The organism is Sphingobacterium lactis, assembly GCF_051951495.1.
Lineage (GTDB): Bacteria > Bacteroidota > Bacteroidia > Sphingobacteriales > Sphingobacteriaceae > Sphingobacterium > Sphingobacterium lactis_A.
In genome coordinates, this window is sequence record NZ_JBNHAS010000001.1 from 1,664,516 (window position 1) to 1,683,982 (window position 19,467).

Below are 19,467 nucleotides of genomic sequence, written 5' to 3' on the forward strand. Positions count from 1 at the left end.
CTGTTTTCCGGAGGACTTGCAATACTTTGCATGATTGCACAAAACCTTCCTTAAAATTATTTTTGCCCTAGAATATTTTGTAATTTCGTGGTCTATGGCAATAGATATTCAAGCGAAAATAGAAGCGCTCACTCAAGAACTGAACGATTACAACTACCAGTATTATGTTCTCGCTCAACCTTCCATATCAGACTATGATTTTGACCATAAACTAAAAGAATTGGAGGCTCTTGAGGCCAAATACCCTGAATTTCGTGACCCAAACTCCCCTACTTTAAAAGTTGGTGGTGATATTACCCAACGTTTCAACACGGTAAAACATCGTTGGCCAATGATGTCTTTGGGCAACACCTATAATGAACAAGAACTGAAAGATTTCGATTCTCGTGTTCGTAAGGTCATTGGTGATCAAGTTCAGTATGTGGTGGAGTTGAAATTCGACGGATTATCTATTTCCATTACCTATCAAAATGGGAAACTTGTTCAAGCAGTCACTCGTGGGGATGGAACCCAAGGTGATGAAGTAACAAATAATGTTAAAACCATCCGCAGTATACCGCATCAACTGAAAAAAGGCAATTATCCTGAGAATTTTGAAATTCGTGGTGAGATTTTCATGCATAAATCAGCTTTCCTTCGTTTAAATAAAGAGCGTGAGGAAAATGGTGACCAGACTTATGCAAATCCAAGGAACTTTGCTTCTGGAACCATCAAACTTCAAGATTCTGGAGAAGTAGCTAAGCGTCCTTTAGATTGCTTTTTATATTTCCTGTATTGTGATAATCGGAATAAACAATTCCATGATCATTGGCATAGTATAGAATCGGTCAAATCTTGGGGCTTCCCGGTTTGTGAACATACGAAGCTTTGTAACTCCATTGATGAGGTATTGAATTTTATCCACTATTGGGATGAGGCAAGACATAACTTATCGTATGAGATAGATGGTATAGTGATTAAAGTAAATGACTTTGCACAACAAGAGGAATTAGGCTTCACGGCCAAGTCACCTCGATGGGCGATATCCTATAAATTTAAGGCTGAACGTGTCGAGACGATATTAGAGAGTATTAGTTATCAAGTAGGTCGCACAGGTGCAGTAACTCCTGTTGCCAACTTGAAACCGGTTCTTTTAGCAGGAACGACCGTTAAACGTGCTTCCTTGCATAATGCGAATGAAATAGCTAGACTAGATTTGCATGAAGGCGATACGGTCTTTGTAGAGAAGGGTGGAGAAATCATACCGAAGATTATTGCTGCCAATATCGAAAAGAGACCGGCTGATGCAATAGCTATCGTATATCCGAGCAATTGTCCGGAATGCGGCACTCCCCTCATTCGTGAGGAAGGTGAAGCTGTTCATTACTGTCCAAATGATGCAGGCTGCAGACCACAAATTGTTGGTAAATTACAGCACTTTATTGGACGTAAAATGATGGATGTTCAAGGCTTGGGAGATGAAACAATAGAAACATTTTATCGTTTAGGATTGATTCGTAAAATATCTGATTTATATAGCCTAAAGGATCGTTCTGATGAATTGGTGGGTATTGAACGATTTGGACAAAAGTCCATTGATAATATGCTGAAGGGAATTGAACAATCTAAGGAAAAGCCTTTTGAGAAAGTTCTATTTGGTTTAGGCATTCGCCATATTGGCGAAACGGTGGCAAAAAAATTAGCCCAGCATTTTAAAAATATCGACGCCATAAAATCCGCAACAGCTTTAGATATCCTTGCTGTTCCAGATATTGGGCAACGAATTGCCGAAAGTTTACACGAATATTTAAATCTTCCTGAACATTGGGAGGAGATTGAGAAGCTTAAATCGGCAGGTCTACAGTTTGAAATCGAAGAAAAAGAAGTTGTTTTAGCGGGCACCGGATTAGCTGGTAAAACCTTCTTGATATCTGGAGTATTTGCAGATTATTCTCGTGAGGAGTTAACAGCATTGATAGAATCTCACGGAGGAAAAATGTTGAGTGGAATATCCGCGAAATTAAATTACCTCGTTGCAGGTGATAAGATGGGACCATCTAAACTCGCAAAAGCAGAGAAATTACAAGTTCCAATAATTTCAGAATCCGATTTATTGGCGATGATTAACAAATAAAAAATAGCATACAAAAATATATAATGATGAATGAGCTTCAAGGAGCAGGTGTAGCTTTAGTGACACCGTTTAATGCAGATGGTACTGTAGATTACGGAACCTTAGGGCGCTTAATCGACTTTCAGATCGAGAGCGGAATGGATTATTTAGTATCTCTAGGAACAACCGGAGAGACTGCAACCCTGAGTCAAGCTGAGCGAAAGCAGGTTTGGGCATTTACTTCGAAGCATGTTAATAAACGTATCCCTTTAGTTGCTGGTATCGGTGGCAACCATACGCAAGAAATCGTTGAGCAGATCAAAAGTTTTGACGTTTTGGATTATGTTGCGATCTTGTCGGTTTCACCTTATTACAACAAACCGACTCAAGAAGGTATTTACCAACATTATAAAGCAATTGCAGAGGCATCGCCCCTACCAATCATTTTATATAATGTTCCTGGTAGAACTGGAAGCAACATGAGCCCTGCAACGACTATCCGCTTAGCAAAGGACTTTAAAAACATTGTTGCAACAAAAGAAGCTTCAGGTTCATTTGCACAGTTCAGTGAAATCCTTCGTGATAAACCAAAAGATTTTCTTTTGATTTCAGGAGATGACCCCATTACCTTACCGATGATGGCCATGGGTGCTGCAGGGATCATTTCTGTTTTAGGAAATGCCTATCCGAAGAAAGTTTCAGCACTTGCCCATCTATGCCGTGAAGGAAATTTTGATGAAGCAAGAAAAATACATTTGGAGACTTTAAAAATAATTGATCTTTGTTTTGTTGAAGGAAACCCAGCGGGTGTAAAATACATCTTAGAAAAGAAAGGCTACGGAACGGATCAAGTTCGATTACCTTTAGTGCCTGTTTCGGAAAAGACCAAGCAAGCCATCGAAGAAGAAATGAGCATCCTTGCTTAATATATAAGAGGCCCCAACATCAGGGCCTTTTCATTTTCTATTAATTCACGCATTCGCCTACAGGATATCTACAATTCAAAAAATTATACGCTTTATAGTTAGATAATGTAATGGAGTTCTTATTTTTAGGTATTCTTTTTGCGAACGAAATCAAAAAAACACTATGGAAAAGTCAAACCAACTGCCTGAGAAAGGACCTTCAAAAATCAAGAAATTCTTTAGCTGGTTAATTCTAATTGTTCTACTAGTACTTGCAGGAGCATTCTATTGGAAATATTATTTTGTTTTTGGAGATGGTGTAAAAACTGGGGAGTTGAATTTTGCAGTCAAGAAAGGGAATCTATTTAAAACATACGAAGGCAAGTTGATACAAACAGGCTTGCGCACGCAGAGTGCCAGCACCGGATTATCGAATAATGAATTTGAGTTTTCCATTGAGTCTGATTCCATTTATCAAATCCTAACACGTAATAGTGGTAAAATTTTCGATTTACATTACAAAGAATATAAGGGTGTTATCCCTTGGCGAGGAAATTCAAGATATATCGTTGATGAAATAGTAGAAATGCGCGAGCCTACGCGTTCGGGTTTTTAGTATTCAAAACACGAATAACAACTTATAAAAGAGCTTTTTATCGGCATCTCTTTACACAAGAGTCGATAGAAAGCTCTTCTTTTTTTGAAAAAAAGATTGCAAATATTGATTATGGACAGTATATTTGCGACGTACTTCAATCGTAGTACACTAATCAACACCTTCCAAAAGAATGGTCTTGATTTATAAAGAAGTGGCGAGAGACTGGCTCTATGACCCACTGGCAACCTTCAAGAGAATTGAAAAGGTGCCAATTCCTGTCCGAAGCAATAATGCTTAGGAGCATATAAATGAAATAGACTATGACAATTACAATTTCAAGATCTAATTTATTGTGTGCTGTCGCAAAGCCGACGGTAAGAAACACAAATTCCCTTATTTGCTTAGCAGTCTGTCAAGCGCGAATGCGTTAGTCGTCCTCATGTATCAGACCTTCCCTAAACATAGGCCTGGGAAAACTGTATATATTAGCAATCAAGACGACCTCCCTCAAAGACTAAAAAGGCTAGCAAAAAAACACATATTATCACATTAAAAATTACACATATCATGTCAGAAAATAAAAACCTAAAATTCGAAACACTACAAGTTCATGCAGGACAAGAAGTAGATCCTACTACTGGTTCTAGAGCATTACCATTATACCAGACTACATCCTATGTTTTCGACAATGCGGAACATGGCGCAAATCTTTTTGCCTTAAAGCAATTTGGCAATATCTATACGCGTATTATGAATCCGACAACAGACGCTTTTGAAAAACGCATTGCGGCTTTAGAAGGTGGTGTTGCGGCATTGGCCGTTTCTTCAGGTCAAGCAGCTCAATTTATTGCATTGACAAACATATTGGAGTCTGGGGAGAACTTTGTAGCTGGATCTAATCTTTATGGTGGTACATATAATCAATTCAAGGTTTCTTTCAAGAGATTAGGTATTGAAGCTCGTTTCGCAGAAGATTCTGATGCAGATAATATTGAAGCATTAATAGACGATAAAACCAAAGCGATCTACGTTGAGACTATTGGTAACCCAAGTTATAATATTCCTGATTTTGAAAAGATTGCTGCAGTTGCCAAAAAACATGATCTTCCATTGATCGTTGACAATACATTTGGTGCTGGCGGTTACTTATTCAAACCATTGGAGCACGGAGCAAACATTGTGGTTGAGTCTGCTACTAAATGGATTGGTGGCCATGGTACAAGCATTGGTGGAGTTATCGTTGATGGCGGAAATTACAACTGGGGCAATGGTAAATTCAAACAGTTCTCCGAGCCTTCTGAGGGTTATCATGGACTAGTATTCTCGGATGTATTTGGTGAGAATGGTCCTTTTGGAAATATACAATTCATTATCCGCGCTCGTGTAGAAGGCTTACGTGACTTTGGCCCTGCCCTTTCACCATTCAATTCATGGTTATTGGTTCAAGGTTTAGAGACACTTTCCCTACGCGTTCAACGTCACGTGGATAATGCTTTAGAAATAGCACAATGGTTAGATGCACATCCGCAAGTGGAAAAAGTAAGCTACCCAGGATTGAAAAATCACCCATACCACCAGAATGCGCAGAAATACCTGAAAAACGGTTATGGTGCTGTATTGTCTTTCACCGTTAAAGGTGGCGTGGAAAAAGCAAATGAGTTCATTGATTCCTTAGAATTAATAAGCCATTTGGCCAATGTTGGTGATGCAAAAACATTAATTATTCACCCAGCAGCTACAACGCATCAGCAGTTGAGTGATGCAGATCAAAAGAAAGCAGGAGTTTACCCAGGTCAGTTACGTTTGTCTGTAGGTATTGAACATATCGATGATATCAAAGCTGATTTGGAACAAGCATTTGAAAAGATCAAATAGGGTACTCCCTATTTGACCTTTTTAGGTCAGCATAATATAGAACGGATGAGTTTACAAGTTTATGAATATGGTCAGGAATTCCCATTGGAGAGTGGGAAGAAATTACCAAGTCTGCAGATTGCCTATCATAGCTACGGTCGCTTGAATGAGGACAAATCGAATGTCATTTGGGTATGTCATGCCTTAACTGCCAATTCGGATGTTTTTGATTGGTGGCCTGGTCTATTTGGTGAGGAGGAATTCTTCAATGATAAGGATTATTTCATTGTATGTGCCAATGTATTGGGTTCACATTACGGAACAACAAATCCATTAACCACGAATCCGGAAACAGGTGAACCATATTATCTAGATTTTCCGCAGGTAACTATTCGCGATATGGTTCAAGCGCATCAGATATTAGCGAATCATTTGGGTATTCAAGAAATCAATACGCTTATCGGTGGATCATTGGGGGGTCAGCAAGTGCTAGAATGGGCAGCATCTAAATTGATTAAGATCAACAATCTTATAGCCATCGGTACGAATGCCTTCTTTTCCCCTTGGGGAATTGCCTTCAATGAAAGCCAACGTTTGGCATTGACAGCAGACCCTACTTTCTATGAGAGAAAGTTGGATGCGGGTCAGAATGGATTGAAGGCCGCACGTAGTATGGCTCTCCTGTCCTATCGTACCTATAATGCTTATGGTGTAACTCAAGTAGAGTCCGATCACGATAAAACGGATTCTTATAAGGCATCTTCCTATCAAGCTTACCAAGGGGATAAATTGGTGAAACGTTTCAATGCTTTAAGTTATTATTACTTAACCAAAGCAATGGACAGTCATCATTTGGGACGTAATAGAGGCGCTGTGGAGGAGGTATTGCACAGCATTGAGGGTATCAACACCTTAGTTGTAGGAATCCCTTCGGACGTACTATTCCCACCGCAAGAGCAAGAGTTTATAGCCAAGAATATTCCGAATGCAGAATATTATGAATTGCATTCCTTTTTTGGACATGATGGTTTCCTCATCGAGACCAAAACATTAACACAAGTTATCAGCAACTTCTTAGAAAAAAATAATAGCAAAGCAGATCAATTAAATTTAATACAAGAAAATGAGTAAAAAACTGACCATCGGAATGTTTGGATTTGGCGTGGTGGGACAAGGGTTATACGATATCATCAAGACAAAGAATCTTAACTTAGAAATCAAGAAATTCGTCATCAAGAATGCCGATAAAAAAAGAACATTAGCTGCGGAATTGTTCACGACAGATGCTAATGCAATTTTAGAAGACCCAGAGATCAATACCGTTGTAGAATTAATTGATGATGCAGATGCAGCTTTTGAGATCACAAAACGCGCATTATCTTCAGGTAAAAATGTCGTTTCAGCAAACAAAAAAATGATTGCTACACATTTGGAAGAATTAACAGAAATTCAACAACAACATGGCACTTCCTTATTGTATGAAGGTGCTGTATGTGGTAGTATCCCTATCATCAGAAATTTAGAAGAGTATTATGACAACGAACTGTTACATTCCGTTAGTGGAATTTTTAACGGTTCATCAAATTATATTTTATCCAAGATTTTCAATGAGGATCAGTCTTATGATTCAGCATTGAAAAAAGCACAAGAATTAGGATTTGCTGAAACTGACCCAACATTAGATGTGGGAGGTTATGACCCTAAATTCAAATTAGCTATTGTAGCTTCACATGCTTATGGTCTTTATATCGACCCAAATCAAATATTAAACCTTGGAATTGACACCTTGGGGGATGCGGATATCCGTTATGCTCGGGAGAAAAATTATAAAATTAAATTAATTCCATTAGCAAAGGAGATCTCAAACCACCAGGTCGTATTGTACGTATTACCAAAATTCATCAGCAACAATAACATTCTTTATAATGTAGAGAATGAGAACAATGGTGTTCTTGTCAAGGCAGCCTTTGCAGATGAGCAATTCTTTTATGGTAAAGGAGCAGGCGGCCACCCTACTGGATCGGCTGTATTGTCTGATATTGCCGCATTACGTTACGACTATAAATACGAATACAAGAAGCATCTTGATGCACAGGAATTAAGCTATTCTACCGATTACGAATTGAAAGTCTATTTACGATATGAAGATGAAGATGTATTAGAGAATGTTGAATTCATCAATATCTCAGAACGTTTTTATAGCGATGACCATAAATATGTAATTGGAACAATTAATCTTCAGGAAATTATTGATAAACGAGATTTAATTCATCAAAAAGGTAATTTCTTAGCAGAGATTTTATAATCTAGCATAAAAATTTTTATAATAAACTCGTATAATTTATGAAAAGAGCATGATCTTAGGATGGATGCTCTTTTTTTGTTGATCAATTTGCATGGTCAAACAATTATTATCAACAATATTAGGTTAACTATTAATAATTTAAGAGAAAATACTGACCATTTATAGGATATTAGTAATATCTAAGTCAATAAAATAAAAATAATTTTACAAAAAACAAGCTTGTGGTATAATTTTAGTATATTGTTTGTATAAACTTAAAAAAACTAAATATCATGAGAAAGTGGAGTATTCTTGTATTGCTCCAAGTATTTTCCTTAGCCGTATTAGCTCAGGAGAACCACACAGGAGAGATGGATGAAACATCACCAACAGTTTTTGTGGTGATAGGCGTAATATTGTTGATTGTGGTGATCTATATACTATATAGTCGTCAAAAGAGAAGATATAACGATTAATATCCTTAAAGATTATTAAAATAAAAGGCCTCCGTATGGAGGCCTTTTATTTTAATTTATTCTTGGTCGCGTTTAAGACCGTATTTTTCTATTTTGCTATAAAGGTGGCTTCGTTGAATATCTAAATCATCAGCCGTTTTAGAGACATTCCAGTTGTTCTTCTCTAATTTATATTTGATGAATTCGCATTCCGAGTAATCTTTGAAATCTTGGAAAGAGGTAAATTGCTCCATATCAAAGTCCTTCGCAGTGGATGAGTTTCCAGCAAGGATGGTAGCATGTGTTACTGGTCCTCCTGGGTTGGCAAAGGTATTCACATCATCTTCGGTGATTTTCTTATCACATAAGATAATCAAACGTTCGATCATGTTTCTAAGCTCACGAATATTACCAGTCCAAGGCAATGCTTGTAAGGCTTTCATCGCATCTGGAGTGAATGTTTTCACTGGCATACTGTAATCTGCACAGATTTCCTCACAAAATGAAGTTGCCAACGTAGGGATGTCATCTTTACGCTCAGCAAGTGACGGAACGTGAATTAAGATCACACTTAGGCGGTGGTATAAGTCCATACGGAAATTACCATCTTCAATTTCTTTTAATAGATCCTTATTTGTTGCCGCAATAACACGAACATTAACATCAATTTCCTTCTCACCCCCTACACGGGTAATTTTATTTTCTTGTAATGCACGTAATACTTTAGCTTGAGCAGAAAGACTCATATCCCCTATCTCATCTAAGAATAATGTTCCATTATTTGCTTGCTCAAATTTACCGATACGTTGTTTTACAGCGGAAGTAAATGAACCTTTTTCATGTCCAAACAATTCAGATTCGATTAATTCCGATGGAATGGCTGCACAGTTCACTTCCACTAATTGAGAAGAGGATCTAGTAGATTTCTCATGTAACCAACGAGCAACAAGTTCCTTACCAGCACCATTAGCTCCAGTAATCAATACACGCGCTTCAGTTGGAGCTACTTTATCAATTGTATCTTTTATTAGGCTAATGCCTGAAGAACTACCTAAGATCTCTTTAGTTTTCGAGAATTTACGTTTTAAGACTTTCGTTTCTTTTACAAGAGATCCTTTTTCTAGGGCATTTCTTACAGTAATAAGAAGTCTATTGAGGTCTAAAGGTTTTTCCAAGAAGTCGAAAGCTCCCTTACGGGCAGCTTCTACAGCAGTTTCAATAGTTCCGTGACCAGAGATCATGATAAATGGGATATCGGAAAACTCCTTAGCGGTAGTTAGAACCTCCATTCCGTCCATCTTGTTCATCTTGATATCACAAAGAACAAGATCGATTTTCTCCTTTTTAAGGATTTTTAATCCATCTTCTCCGTTATCAACATCAAATACTTTGTAGTCTTCATATTCTAAAATATCACGAAGTGAGCTTCGGATAGGTCTTTCATCGTCGATGATTAATACAGTTGTCATATAAGCTTTTCCTATTATAAGGCGGCAATAAGTTAATAAATAAAGTAAAAAGAAGCAAACCTAATAAGCCGGGTTCTGTCCCCTCTTTCGAGGTGTTCTATCATTTATCTAGGATTACATTCACACATAATCTCCATCAACCTACCCATTATAAGCGCCCGAAGGCAGAGAACGAGCAGCTCTCGACTCTTATAACCTATTTGGTCTTTCAACACACGAGGTTTACCGAAATGCATGTCACCATACAAATCCGTGAGCTCTTACCTCACGTTTTCACCCTTACCATCAAGATGGCGGTATATTCTCTGTGGCACTTGCTGTCTACCCCTAAGGGCAGCCTTCCTGTTAGGAAGCGTGTTGCTCTATGTTGCCCGGACTTTCCTCTTTTTCCCCAGAATTGGAGAAACAGCGATAGAATCAGTTTGCTTCAAGGCGCAAAAGTACAAAAAAAACCTATTGTTTCAGCGATTACGAAAGATTATATCGTTTGCAATCAAGCACTTGAATATTTTTGAAAATTTCTATAAAAAAGCTGTAGCGAAGGCAGTAATATTTTCGTATTAGGATAAACATTTATGCGCAACTTGTTTGATTTAATTTTTTAAAACTTATTTTTAAATATAATTACATGAAAACTAAAATTTACTTAAAAACAGCTTTAGCCATTGCATTATTAGTTGTTTCCGCTTCTTGTAAAGACAAGAATAAAAATGAAGTAAAACCAAAAGCAAGCAGTGTTACGTATAGAATCAGTTCGCCTACTGCAAATATCGCTTTAACTTCCCTAACAGTTACAGACTCTAAAGGTAAAGATTCAACCATCACTAAAGACTTGAACAAATTACCTAGAACTGTGACCGTGATTCGTAAGGCACCTAAAAAAGGTGAAACCTTGAGCATCAAAACTAAGGTAGATAAACCAGCTTCAGTTCGTTTAGAAATCTTAATCAATGGTAAAGTAGTTAAAGATTCTAAAGCTATTGAAATCAAAGACATCAAAAACGAAGCTAAAACAGATCACAAACTTTAATAATTATATACCGCTAGAATGACAAAATAATTTTTTAGAACAACCGATCTTATCCAGTAAAGGATCGTAGCTTCCCTAGAGCTATGGTCCTTTTTTTATTTTCCAAAACATTTCATTCTGTTATTTAAACAATAAAGAATTGCAATATTTGATTTCTTTCTGACTAAAGAGATTTACTTTTTTAACCATTACTTGTCATAAATCACACTATTGAAGTAAAAAAGATTAAAAAAGACTAAAGTTTTCACAAAAAAACTTGATTTATTAACATAAATCAATTTTCACTAAACTTTAAGTGTATAGATTTGTTGTGTAGATAAATGTTTAGACATTTACTTACATAGCATGCTTACTTAACAACAAATTCTATTTACTAAAAAAAAATTAAAACACATGTCAGCGAAAACTCCAACCCCAGCAGCAAGTCTTTTAACTCCAGACAACCACGCTTTAGTGCTAATCGATCATGAAGGTCAAATGGCCTTCGCTACGAATTCTATTCCTATGATGCAACTACGTGCTCATGTAGCTATTCTAGCAGGTGGATCAAAAATATTCAATGTTCCAACTATCGTTACTACCGTAGCAGAAGAAACTTTCTCAGGTCCAGTATTTCCAGAAATCGAAGAGGTTTACCCACAAGCCAGCCATAACTATATCGATCGTACAACCATGAATACATGGGAAGATCAAAATGCGTATGATGCAATCCAAGCAACAGGTAAAAAACGTATTGTATTGGCAGGTCTTTGGACTAGTGTATGTATCGCCATGCCAGCATTATCGGCAATTGGTGAAGGATTTGAAGTTTATGTTGTAACTGATGCCTGTGGAGACATTACTGCAGAAGCACACAACATGGCTATCCAACGTATGGTTCAAGCAGGAACAATTCCTATTACTTCTGTACAGTATGTTTTAGAATTACAACGTGACTGGGCTAGATCTGAAACTTATGATCCAGTAAACGAACTTATCAAAAGAAGTGGTGGTTCTTATGGATTAGGTGTTCATTATGCAAAACATATGTTGCATAAAGAGCATTAATAAATAAAGACATCATTGAAAATTGGTCATATCCTTTTATCACATTACATGAAAAATCACACTATACTTCTTTTATTAAGTTTATCTTTCCTACTGGTTTCTTACTTTGCTCAAGCACAGGATAGCCTAGTCAATGGACAAACAACAAATCCTTGGAAAGTTAAAACTGGAGGAGAAGTTCGTGTGCAATATTTTCATTATGACCATAGAGAATGGGTTAAAGGAGATTCTCAGAATTTTCTTTTAACCCGTTTTCTATTAAATGGAAAACTTACCTATAATAACAAACACAGCTTATTTGTAGAATTACAAAGTGGCCTAGCAAATGGATTAAATGAAGCTCCTTCACCGGTAGAGGAGAACATATTAGATCTTCATCAAGCCTATATAAGTAGTACTTTATTAAAGACTGATAATTCGCAATTGGAATTGAAATTGGGACGTCAGGAATTAAGTTATGGATCACAACGGTTAATCTCCGTTAGAGAAGGACCTAATAACAGACATTCTTTTGATGCAGCAAAAATCAAATACAATAAAGAGAATTTCAGTATAGATGCATTTGCAGGAACTTATGTACAAGCAAAAAAAGGCTTTTTTAACGACCCATTTGTGGATGATAGTCAGACTATTTGGTCTCTTTATGCCGTTCAAAAAGCAATTCCTATTATTCATAATGCTGACCTTTATTACATTGGGATTCATCGGGATAAGGAGGCTTATGACCGAAACTTTCACAAAACCAACAAACACATGCTTGGTTTAAGAGTATGGAAAGACGAAGGCGCATTTCAATATGACTTTGAAGCCGTAGGTCAGATGGGCAAAGCAGAAGAAGGAAAGAAAATTCAAGGTTCTACCGTATCCGCTAATCTTAGCTATCAATGGCAAGATGCCATATTAAAACCCACTATTGGTGTCAAAGCCCAATACATCAGTGGCGATCACGATTCTACAGACAACAAACTAAACACCTTTGATCCAGTATATCCTAAGGGTGCCTATTTTGGGTTAAACTCAGAGCTTGGTCCAAGAAACTTAACAAATTATCATCTCTACACCAGTATTCAAGCAAGTAAAAAATTGAGTTTATCCTTAGAATATATGCAATTCTGGAGAAGCAGTTCAGAAGATGGTATCTATGCAGTAAGTAATCAGGTCATTGTTCCAGCAAGTCAGATTGAGGCTTCAAGCATTGGTAGTCAATGGCAGTTTATTCCAGAATATCAGATAAATGACAAGTTATATATCCGTTCGGATCTGACATATTTTACGGCCGGAGCATTCCTAAAAGAAGCAGGAAGAAGGAATTACTTTTCCGCATCGGGAACCATTCAATATAAGTTTTAACATCAAAAAGACAAAATCATGAAAGCAGACATTATTTTTTACAACGGAAAGATCAATACCCTAGATCCCGAAAACCCACAAGCTACAGCTGTAGCCATAAAGGATGGAAAATTTATTGCCGTAGCTGACGATAAGACCGTCATGCAACATGTTGAAGATAAAACCAAAGTCGTTGATTTGCATGGAAAAACAACCATTCCTGGAATTAATGATTCACATACGCACTTAATCCGTGGTGGATTGAATTATAATTTAGAATTACGTTGGGATGGAGTTCCATCATTAGCAGATGCGCTTCGCATGCTTAAGGAACAAGTTGATCGCACCCCTCATCCACAATGGGTACGAGTAGTTGGAGGATGGACTGAACAACAATTTGCTGAACGCAGAATGCCAACTTTAGAAGAAATTAATGCCATTGCTCCTGATACCCCTGTCTTTATCCTACACTTATATGATCGTGCTTTAATGAATGGAGCAGCTTTACGTGCAGTGGGGTATGACAAAAACACACCTAATCCTCCAGGTGGTGAAATTCAAAAAGATGAACAAGGAAATCCTACAGGATTAATCCTTGCTACCCCAAATGCCACTATATTGTACGCTACATTAGGAAAAGGTCCTAAATTAAGCTATGAGGAAGCATTGAACTCCACCAAGCACTTTATGCGTGAATTGAATCGCTTTGGAATTACCAGTGTAATTGATGCTGGTGGAGGTTCTCAAAATTATCCTGACGATTATAAGGTAATCGATGAATTACATAAAAACGATGAATTAACCGTACGTGTTGCCTACAATTTGTTTACCCAAAAACCGAAAGAAGAATACGAAGATTTCAATGAATGGATTAAAGAAGTTGAATTGTTCCAAGGTGATGATATGTATAGACATAATGGAGCTGGAGAAATGTTGGTTTATTCAGCTGCAGACTTTGAAGATTTCCTTCAACCAAGACCTGACCTTCCTGAGACTATGGAACAGGAACTAGAGAAAGTTGTCCAATTATTAGTAAAAAACCGTTGGCCATTTCGTTTACACGCGACTTACAACGAAAGTATCACTCGCTTTTTGAATGTATTTGAAAAAGTAAACAAAGAGATTCCATTTGATGGTTTACATTGGATTTTTGATCATGCTGAAACTATTGATGAGCGTAATATCGAGCGTGTTAAAGCATTAGGTGGAGGTATTGCAATTCAACATAGAATGGCTTACCAAGGAGAATATTTTGTAGATCGTTACGGTGCTAAGGCTGCAGAACACACACCTCCGGTGAAGAAAATCTTGCAAATGGATGTACCAGTAGGTGGTGGAACAGATGCTACCCGTGTAGCAAGTTACAATCCATGGATAGGAATTTATTGGTTATCAACAGGTAAAACAGTTGGTGGTGAGCGTATTTATTCAGACGAAACTATTCTGGATCGCCAAACTGTATTAGGTTTATATACCAAAGGAAGTTCATGGTTCTCTAATGAACAAGGTAAAAAGGGTGAAATCAAAGTTGGTCAATTAGCTGATCTTACGGTATTAGACCGTGATTATTTCAAGGTTGATCAAGAGGAAATCAAACAAATCGAGGCTGATTTAACCGTTGTCAATGGAAAAATTGTATATGCGAAAGGTGATTTCTCCAACGAATCCCCTGCCCCACTTCCTATTCTTCCAGATTGGTCACCAACCAAATCATACAATGGTTATTATCCCGGATCAAACAATCTAAGTTTAGGTGAGTCTGTTCAAGGTAAAAATGGAAAGGATATGGCTAAAGCGAGAGCAATGGCTCAAGCACAAAATCAATTTATCCACGCATGTATAGGTAGTTGTAATGTGCATGGACATAACCATAATGTAGCTCGATTAAGCAATATTCCAGTAACGAATTATACATCTTTCTGGGGAACATTAGGTTGTTCGTGTTTCTCCTTTTAAAATAAAATACAGTGAACGATTTATTAATTTTTGTCTTGTATTCTGACTTGGGTTCTAACTTTAATAATTGGGTCATGTTTGGCTTCCGCATATTATTATTGGTAGAACTCATCCGAGTACATGGATTTAAAAAGCTCGAAGGAGATCACGATACACCAAATCCACTTGGGTTACCGCAAAAGCTGAATAACTTTATCTCAGCATTAGCAATGGCTTATTTACCATTCTTTTTGTTAGCCGGTTTATTTACCCGATTATTAGTTATACCAGCATTAATGGTAACAGCAATTGGCTATTTTGTCATCCATAGAAAAGATGATTTGGTCACTCGAGATATACCTTATATGTACAGCATCAGTCTGCTACTTTTACTATTATTAGGCCCTGGTACCATATCCATGGACCATTGGATGTTTAATCAATTAATCAAATAAAAATGGAAAACAATAGCCTGAAAACCCTTTCAAATTTCCTATTGGTTTTTGTTGCTGGATTTGCGGATACAGCAACATTTACAGCAGGAAATGAGGTATTCTCCGCCCACGTGACGGGTAACTTTGTAGTCTTTGGCTATAAGTTAATGAATAATCCTCAACTAGCAGATTTTAAAATATTGCTTACATTCCCAGTCTTTGTGTTAGCCGTATACCTCACAGGGGTATTGAACAACAAATTAAAAGATGAACGTAAGCTTTATTTACTAATGAGCTTAATTCTACTTGTAGCTTCAGCTATGGCTTATTTTAATTATGCTGATGATAACCAAATGAGCATATTCAATTTTTCAGTTGTACTGATTGTTGTGTTTGCTATGGGTATTCAAAATGCAGTGAATAAACTCTATGATAAATCCACATTTGGTCCTACTACGGTAATGACTGGAAATGTCACTAAAGCAACCCTGGATTTCTGTAATGCCTATTTAAGTGAAGAAAAAGCAGAAGAAAAGAAAGTTAGTTTTAAAAGGGTACTGGTCTTGATCTCTGGTTTTCTAATAGGCTGTACACTTGGTGCATTACTAGCTGGAAAATACGGTCTTTCCGTATTGATTGTTCCAGCAGTATTAGTGTTCTTATATTATAGCTTTGTTTTCCCGAAACATCAGGCTGTTTCATAATTTTAAGTCCTATTATTCAAATTATATAAAAAAGACGAGTCATGATAATTAATCATGACTCGTCTTTTTTATATAGGATTTGTTTTACACCGTAATAAACAAACTAAAACGCCATTCTTCTTTAAGGTTTCTCGTTTTATGACCTTTACCTTCTGTATCTTCTAACAGCAAGATCTGTCCAGGAAAAAACACCCGCTTATCTCCCAATGAGGTTTCAATTTCAATCTCACCATCCAACAGAACAACATACTGTTTTTGAGGTGCTGTATGAAAATCATAGTCATAACTTGGCTTTACCTTTCTAAAGATAACTTGCTTCACAGGCACACCTTCTGATAGAAAACCAATATCCCCTTGGTCAACCAAGGGGATATGTACATCTTCAAAAAAGGTATCGCCATGTTCATCTGCATAAACTCGTACGATCTCCATATTATTTAAATATCAAATGATTTACTTCATTAATTTCATCTTGTGAAATGGTATGCCCCATATTAGGGTAAATTTTTTCCACCACCTCAGCTCCCATACCTTTTAATACGTTTGTACTTTCTTGTACACGTTCTACAGGAACATGAAAATCTGGATCAGAGGTACCAATGAAAATCGGAGTGCCATCAAATTGTCCATTATAATTTCCTGTATATACCTGATCACCAATCAATCCACCGGTGAAAGCAGCAGCACCACCATATTTATTTGCATTGCGGGCAACGTACTCCAAAGTCAAACAAGCTCCTTGAGAGAACCCCAAGAAATAAATATTCTCTTTGGTAATACCTAAAGATTCTGCCTGCTCAACAGCTATACCTACAAGATCAATTGCCGAGTCTAAATACGGCTGATTACTTGCAACAGGTGCAATAAATGAATTCGGATACCAAGTATTATTAGTAGCCTCAGGACCCAATAACAAATAATCTGATACCGGTAAATATTGTGCAAGAGACATGATGTCTCTTGCACTTCCACCCCTACCGTGGATCATAATTAATGCCTTTTTTGGATTGCTGGTATTACCAGCTTGAATAATATTTTCTGAATGCATATTCTTCCTCCTAATTAGTTTTTATTTTAATTCTGGTAATACTTTTTCGATTTCGCTACGGTGTCCTTCATATTGTTTAGGTAATTTCAAGGATTGACCTAATTCTGCTAATGGTTCATCCACGTCAAAACCTGGGTTTTCAGTAGCGATTTCAAACAATACACCTCCTGGTTCACGGAAATACAACGAGTGGAAGTAATCCCTGTCAATTTGTGGTGTAATTTGTAATCCAGCACTCATGATCGCTTCACGTAATTCCATTTGATCTGCATCATTTTTCACACGGAAAGCAATGTGGTGATTGGTACCAGCTGTGTTATGACCACGTTTTGCTGTTGGATCTACCAAGATATCGATGATATTTGCTGTATCGATAGTTGAAGTAGCAAAACGATAGCGATCGCCTTCTTGAGCTACTTGTGAATAGCCTAAAAGATCGGTCAATACACGAGCAGTAGGCTCCAATTCATTTAAAGTCAATGTCGTGTTATGAAATCCTTTTGTAGCAACATCTTTTCCAACTTCTTCGGTAGACCATCCGATACGATTATCAACAGTTTTTGGAACAACTAATGATAAACTCAATCCATCAGGATCTAAGAATGGATGGTATATTTCACCAAAGCGTTCTACAGCTTCACCAACCAATACATTATCATTTGCAAATCTTTCTTTCCAGAAATCTAAGCTTCCTTCAGGAACAGCATAAGCAATTTCAGTCGCCATACCAGCACCATTTCTACCTTTTCCTATTCCTTCCCAAGGAAAGAATGTCAAGATGGTACCTGCATTTCCTTTTTCATCACCATAATAAAAATGGTATGTTCCAGGATCATCAAAATTTACTGTTTTTTTAACCATGCGAAGACCTAAAGACTTGGTGTAAAAATCGTAGTTGCGTTGTGCTAAATTTGCAATCGCTGTGATGTGGTGTAAACCTAATACTTTATTTTCCATAATATATTCCTCTCTTTTTATACAATTAAAAAATCTATTTGTTTAATTAACTTATACAAAGGTGCACATACATTTAAGCCTACACATTGATGTATGATAAGAAGTGATTATTAAATTTTTTAATCATTAAAACCAGGTTTATTCAACATCTTAAGGTGTTATACCTTATACCAGCTAGAACATAACATAAACATAACATTTACAGCCATTAAGCTAACATTCACCTAACACTGAATTGATAATTTTATCACAAATCAGGTCCTTCAATATTTAGCCTAATGGAACGATTAAAAAAATTGTATCAATTAAACAGTGTATTCTTCAACTGTGTAATATGTTGGTTGCTCGTTATAAGTCTACTGGTTTGTTGCTTACCACGAACACAAGCCTTTCAACTCATCAATTCGCAACATAGTCTTGCAGCAGATTATTTCTTCACCGTTATCACGCAATTTGGGGATGGTATTTTTGTGATTGCTTTAGCCTTTTTGCTTTTCTTTGTGAGCTCTCGCAGGCTTGGTGTAGCTATTGCAGTAACTTATATTGGGTCTGGTCTTATCTGTTCTTTGCTTAAACGAACATTTAAGGCTTTTAGACCGGCTTATTTCCTGAAGGATGACCCAGACTTCCACAGTGTCTCTTGGTTAAAACTAGCACACCACAATGCATTTCCTTCCGGTCATACCACTTCTGCTTTTGCTTTAGCATGTGCCATAGCCATTTTCGCCAAAAATAAAACTTGGGGTTTAGTAGCATTTCCTCTAGCTGCACTAACAGCTTATTCTAGGGTATACCTTGGTCAACATTTTATGGATGATGTATGGTTTGGGTCTATGCTTGGTACAAGCTTTACTTGCCTATATGCTTTAACCTTACAACTTACTGCAGAGAAAAAACTATCTCCCGCTTCTTTTATACCTCCGTCATTTAAACTCTAAAATATGTGGAAATTGTTCTGGAGTATGCTCAAGTTCGGCATGGTAGGTCTTTTAGGGATGGCTATTGATTTTGGACTAACTTGGATCTGTAAGGAAAAATTAAGAATTAATAAATATGTCGCTAATGGTGTTGGTTTTTCCTTTGCCGTAGTAAATAATTATTTTCTAAATCGGATTTGGACCTTTTCCAATAAGAATCCGCAGATATTGAATCAATTCATGCAGTTTCTTTTGGTGAGTCTAGTAGGACTCAGCCTAAATACCCTGGTACTATACCTGGTCCACAAAAAACTTAATGTAAAATTTTACTTCAGCAAACTCATTGCCATAGGCATCGTATTTATCTGGAATTATTTTGCAAACCTATACTTTACCTTCCAATAAGGAT

General features: G+C 37.0%; 19 protein-coding genes, 1 other RNA gene and 1 riboswitch. Of the genes, 15 read left to right on the forward strand and 5 right to left on the reverse strand.

All coding sequences use genetic code 11. From position 1 onward, the window contains the following. Positions 1-94: 94 nt before the first annotated feature. The 7 genes from ligA (at position 95) to ACP6L2_RS07155 (ending at position 8,209) form a co-directional block, all read left to right on the forward strand. Positions 95-2,113 (forward strand): NAD-dependent DNA ligase LigA, encoded by a 2,019-nt coding sequence (gene ligA, locus ACP6L2_RS07125; protein WP_440508570.1) that lies wholly within the window; start codon positions 95-97, stop codon positions 2,111-2,113. Between the two features lie 26 nt (positions 2,114-2,139). Then, positions 2,140-3,018 (forward strand): 4-hydroxy-tetrahydrodipicolinate synthase, encoded by an 879-nt coding sequence (gene dapA, locus ACP6L2_RS07130; protein ID WP_440508684.1) that lies wholly within the window; start codon positions 2,140-2,142, stop codon positions 3,016-3,018. A gap of 163 nt (positions 3,019-3,181) precedes the next feature. Then, positions 3,182-3,613: a hypothetical protein gene (locus tag ACP6L2_RS07135; protein ID WP_440508571.1), complete on the forward strand. Its 432-nt coding sequence runs from the start codon at positions 3,182-3,184 to the stop codon at positions 3,611-3,613. A gap of 180 nt (positions 3,614-3,793) precedes the next feature. Next, a riboswitch (SAM riboswitch) is annotated at positions 3,794-3,906 on the forward strand. A gap of 256 nt (positions 3,907-4,162) precedes the next feature. Continuing rightward, entirely contained in the window at positions 4,163-5,470 is a 1,308-nt protein-coding gene (locus ACP6L2_RS07140; RefSeq protein WP_440508572.1) for an O-acetylhomoserine aminocarboxypropyltransferase/cysteine synthase family protein, read from the forward strand. A 45-nt stretch (positions 5,471-5,515) separates the two neighbouring features. Continuing rightward, positions 5,516-6,580 carry a homoserine O-acetyltransferase family protein gene (locus ACP6L2_RS07145; protein ID WP_440508573.1) on the forward strand — a complete coding sequence of 355 codons (1,065 nt, stop codon included), beginning with the start codon at positions 5,516-5,518 and terminating at the stop codon, positions 6,578-6,580. Next, positions 6,573-7,754 (forward strand): homoserine dehydrogenase, encoded by a 1,182-nt coding sequence (locus ACP6L2_RS07150; protein ID WP_440508574.1) that lies wholly within the window; start codon positions 6,573-6,575, stop codon positions 7,752-7,754. The genes ACP6L2_RS07145 and ACP6L2_RS07150 overlap by 8 nt, the downstream gene beginning before the upstream one ends. Positions 7,755-8,026: 272 nt before the next feature. Next, on the forward strand, positions 8,027-8,209 hold the full coding sequence (locus tag ACP6L2_RS07155; RefSeq protein WP_344673846.1) for a hypothetical protein: 183 nt from the start codon (positions 8,027-8,029) through the stop codon (positions 8,207-8,209). A gap of 56 nt (positions 8,210-8,265) precedes the next feature. On the opposite strand, the gene ACP6L2_RS07160 is transcribed toward ACP6L2_RS07155, so the two are convergent. Together ACP6L2_RS07160 and rnpB are read right to left on the reverse strand one after the other, a co-directional pair. Then, positions 8,266-9,657, reverse strand: coding sequence for a sigma-54-dependent transcriptional regulator (locus ACP6L2_RS07160; protein ID WP_440508575.1), 1,392 nt, complete (start codon positions 9,655-9,657; stop codon positions 8,266-8,268). A gap of 47 nt (positions 9,658-9,704) precedes the next feature. After that, positions 9,705-10,086, reverse strand: an RNA gene (gene rnpB / locus ACP6L2_RS07165) — RNase P RNA component class A. 199 nt (positions 10,087-10,285) lie between these two features. On the opposite strand from rnpB, the gene ACP6L2_RS07170 reads away from it, so the two are divergent. The 6 genes from ACP6L2_RS07170 (at position 10,286) to ACP6L2_RS07195 (ending at position 16,136) form a co-directional block, all read left to right on the forward strand. Next, entirely contained in the window at positions 10,286-10,687 is a 402-nt protein-coding gene (locus tag ACP6L2_RS07170) for a hypothetical protein (RefSeq protein WP_440508576.1), read from the forward strand. Positions 10,688-11,080: 393 nt separating this feature from the next. Continuing rightward, positions 11,081-11,734, forward strand: a complete 654-nt coding sequence (locus tag ACP6L2_RS07175) for a hydrolase (RefSeq protein ID WP_440508577.1) — start codon at positions 11,081-11,083, stop codon at positions 11,732-11,734. 48 nt (positions 11,735-11,782) lie between these two features. After that, complete coding sequence (locus ACP6L2_RS07180; protein WP_440508578.1) at positions 11,783-13,084, forward strand: alginate export family protein; 1,302 nt, start codon at positions 11,783-11,785, stop codon at positions 13,082-13,084. A gap of 18 nt (positions 13,085-13,102) precedes the next feature. After that, entirely contained in the window at positions 13,103-15,019 is a 1,917-nt protein-coding gene (locus ACP6L2_RS07185) for an amidohydrolase (protein WP_344673841.1), read from the forward strand. A gap of 11 nt (positions 15,020-15,030) precedes the next feature. Continuing rightward, positions 15,031-15,453: a DoxX family protein gene (locus tag ACP6L2_RS07190; RefSeq protein WP_440508579.1), complete on the forward strand. Its 423-nt coding sequence runs from the start codon at positions 15,031-15,033 to the stop codon at positions 15,451-15,453. A gap of 2 nt (positions 15,454-15,455) precedes the next feature. After that, positions 15,456-16,136: a YoaK family protein gene (locus ACP6L2_RS07195; RefSeq protein ID WP_440508580.1), complete on the forward strand. Its 681-nt coding sequence runs from the start codon at positions 15,456-15,458 to the stop codon at positions 16,134-16,136. An 84-nt stretch (positions 16,137-16,220) separates the two neighbouring features. On the opposite strand, the gene ACP6L2_RS07200 is transcribed toward ACP6L2_RS07195, so the two are convergent. Genes ACP6L2_RS07200 through ACP6L2_RS07210 form a run of 3 tightly spaced genes read right to left on the reverse strand, consistent with a single transcriptional unit; the run spans position 16,221 to position 18,141 of the window. Then, a complete protein-coding gene (locus tag ACP6L2_RS07200; RefSeq protein WP_344673838.1) occupies positions 16,221-16,568 on the reverse strand; it encodes a hypothetical protein in 348 nt (115 codons plus the stop codon). Between the two features lies 1 nt (position 16,569). Then, positions 16,570-17,184: an alpha/beta hydrolase gene (locus ACP6L2_RS07205; RefSeq protein WP_440508581.1), complete on the reverse strand. Its 615-nt coding sequence runs from the start codon at positions 17,182-17,184 to the stop codon at positions 16,570-16,572. A gap of 21 nt (positions 17,185-17,205) precedes the next feature. Further along, the gene (locus ACP6L2_RS07210; protein WP_440508582.1) at positions 17,206-18,141 is read right to left on the reverse strand and encodes a ring-cleaving dioxygenase; all 936 of its coding nucleotides are present in this window, start codon (positions 18,139-18,141) and stop codon (positions 17,206-17,208) included. Between the two features lie 278 nt (positions 18,142-18,419). Here ACP6L2_RS07210 and ACP6L2_RS07215 point away from each other — a divergent pair, with 278 nt between their 5' ends. Both ACP6L2_RS07215 and ACP6L2_RS07220 read left to right on the forward strand, forming a co-directional pair. Further along, entirely contained in the window at positions 18,420-19,079 is a 660-nt protein-coding gene (locus tag ACP6L2_RS07215) for a phosphatase PAP2 family protein (RefSeq protein ID WP_440508583.1), read from the forward strand. A gap of 3 nt (positions 19,080-19,082) precedes the next feature. Then, complete coding sequence (locus ACP6L2_RS07220) at positions 19,083-19,463, forward strand: GtrA family protein (protein WP_440508584.1); 381 nt, start codon at positions 19,083-19,085, stop codon at positions 19,461-19,463. Positions 19,464-19,467: the final 4 nt, after the last annotated feature.

Excerpts from the sequence above, each read along its gene's own strand:
- ACP6L2_RS07210 (WP_440508582.1), bottom strand. The coding sequence starts at position 18,141 with ATGGAAAATAAAGTATTAGGTTTACACCACATCACAGCGATTGCAAAT.
- ACP6L2_RS07150 (WP_440508574.1), top strand. The coding sequence starts at position 6,573 with ATGAGTAAAAAACTGACCATCGGAATGTTTGGATTTGGCGTGGTGGGA.
- ACP6L2_RS07180 (WP_440508578.1), top strand. The coding sequence starts at position 11,783 with ATGAAAAATCACACTATACTTCTTTTATTAAGTTTATCTTTCCTACTG.
- ACP6L2_RS07195 (WP_440508580.1), top strand. The coding sequence starts at position 15,456 with ATGGAAAACAATAGCCTGAAAACCCTTTCAAATTTCCTATTGGTTTTT.
- ACP6L2_RS07140 (WP_440508572.1), top strand. The coding sequence starts at position 4,163 with ATGTCAGAAAATAAAAACCTAAAATTCGAAACACTACAAGTTCATGCA.
- ACP6L2_RS07145 (WP_440508573.1), top strand. The coding sequence starts at position 5,516 with ATGAGTTTACAAGTTTATGAATATGGTCAGGAATTCCCATTGGAGAGT.
- ACP6L2_RS07205 (WP_440508581.1), bottom strand. The coding sequence starts at position 17,184 with ATGCATTCAGAAAATATTATTCAAGCTGGTAATACCAGCAATCCAAAA.
- ACP6L2_RS07155 (WP_344673846.1), top strand. The coding sequence starts at position 8,027 with ATGAGAAAGTGGAGTATTCTTGTATTGCTCCAAGTATTTTCCTTAGCC.
- ACP6L2_RS07215 (WP_440508583.1), top strand. The coding sequence starts at position 18,420 with ATGGAACGATTAAAAAAATTGTATCAATTAAACAGTGTATTCTTCAAC.
- ACP6L2_RS07220 (WP_440508584.1), top strand. The coding sequence starts at position 19,083 with ATGTGGAAATTGTTCTGGAGTATGCTCAAGTTCGGCATGGTAGGTCTT.
- ACP6L2_RS07200 (WP_344673838.1), bottom strand. The coding sequence starts at position 16,568 with ATGGAGATCGTACGAGTTTATGCAGATGAACATGGCGATACCTTTTTT.
- ligA (WP_440508570.1), top strand. The coding sequence starts at position 95 with ATGGCAATAGATATTCAAGCGAAAATAGAAGCGCTCACTCAAGAACTG.
- dapA (WP_440508684.1), top strand. The coding sequence starts at position 2,140 with ATGAATGAGCTTCAAGGAGCAGGTGTAGCTTTAGTGACACCGTTTAAT.
- ACP6L2_RS07185 (WP_344673841.1), top strand. The coding sequence starts at position 13,103 with ATGAAAGCAGACATTATTTTTTACAACGGAAAGATCAATACCCTAGAT.
- ACP6L2_RS07170 (WP_440508576.1), top strand. The coding sequence starts at position 10,286 with ATGAAAACTAAAATTTACTTAAAAACAGCTTTAGCCATTGCATTATTA.
- ACP6L2_RS07160 (WP_440508575.1), bottom strand. The coding sequence starts at position 9,657 with ATGACAACTGTATTAATCATCGACGATGAAAGACCTATCCGAAGCTCA.
- ACP6L2_RS07135 (WP_440508571.1), top strand. The coding sequence starts at position 3,182 with ATGGAAAAGTCAAACCAACTGCCTGAGAAAGGACCTTCAAAAATCAAG.
- ACP6L2_RS07175 (WP_440508577.1), top strand. The coding sequence starts at position 11,081 with ATGTCAGCGAAAACTCCAACCCCAGCAGCAAGTCTTTTAACTCCAGAC.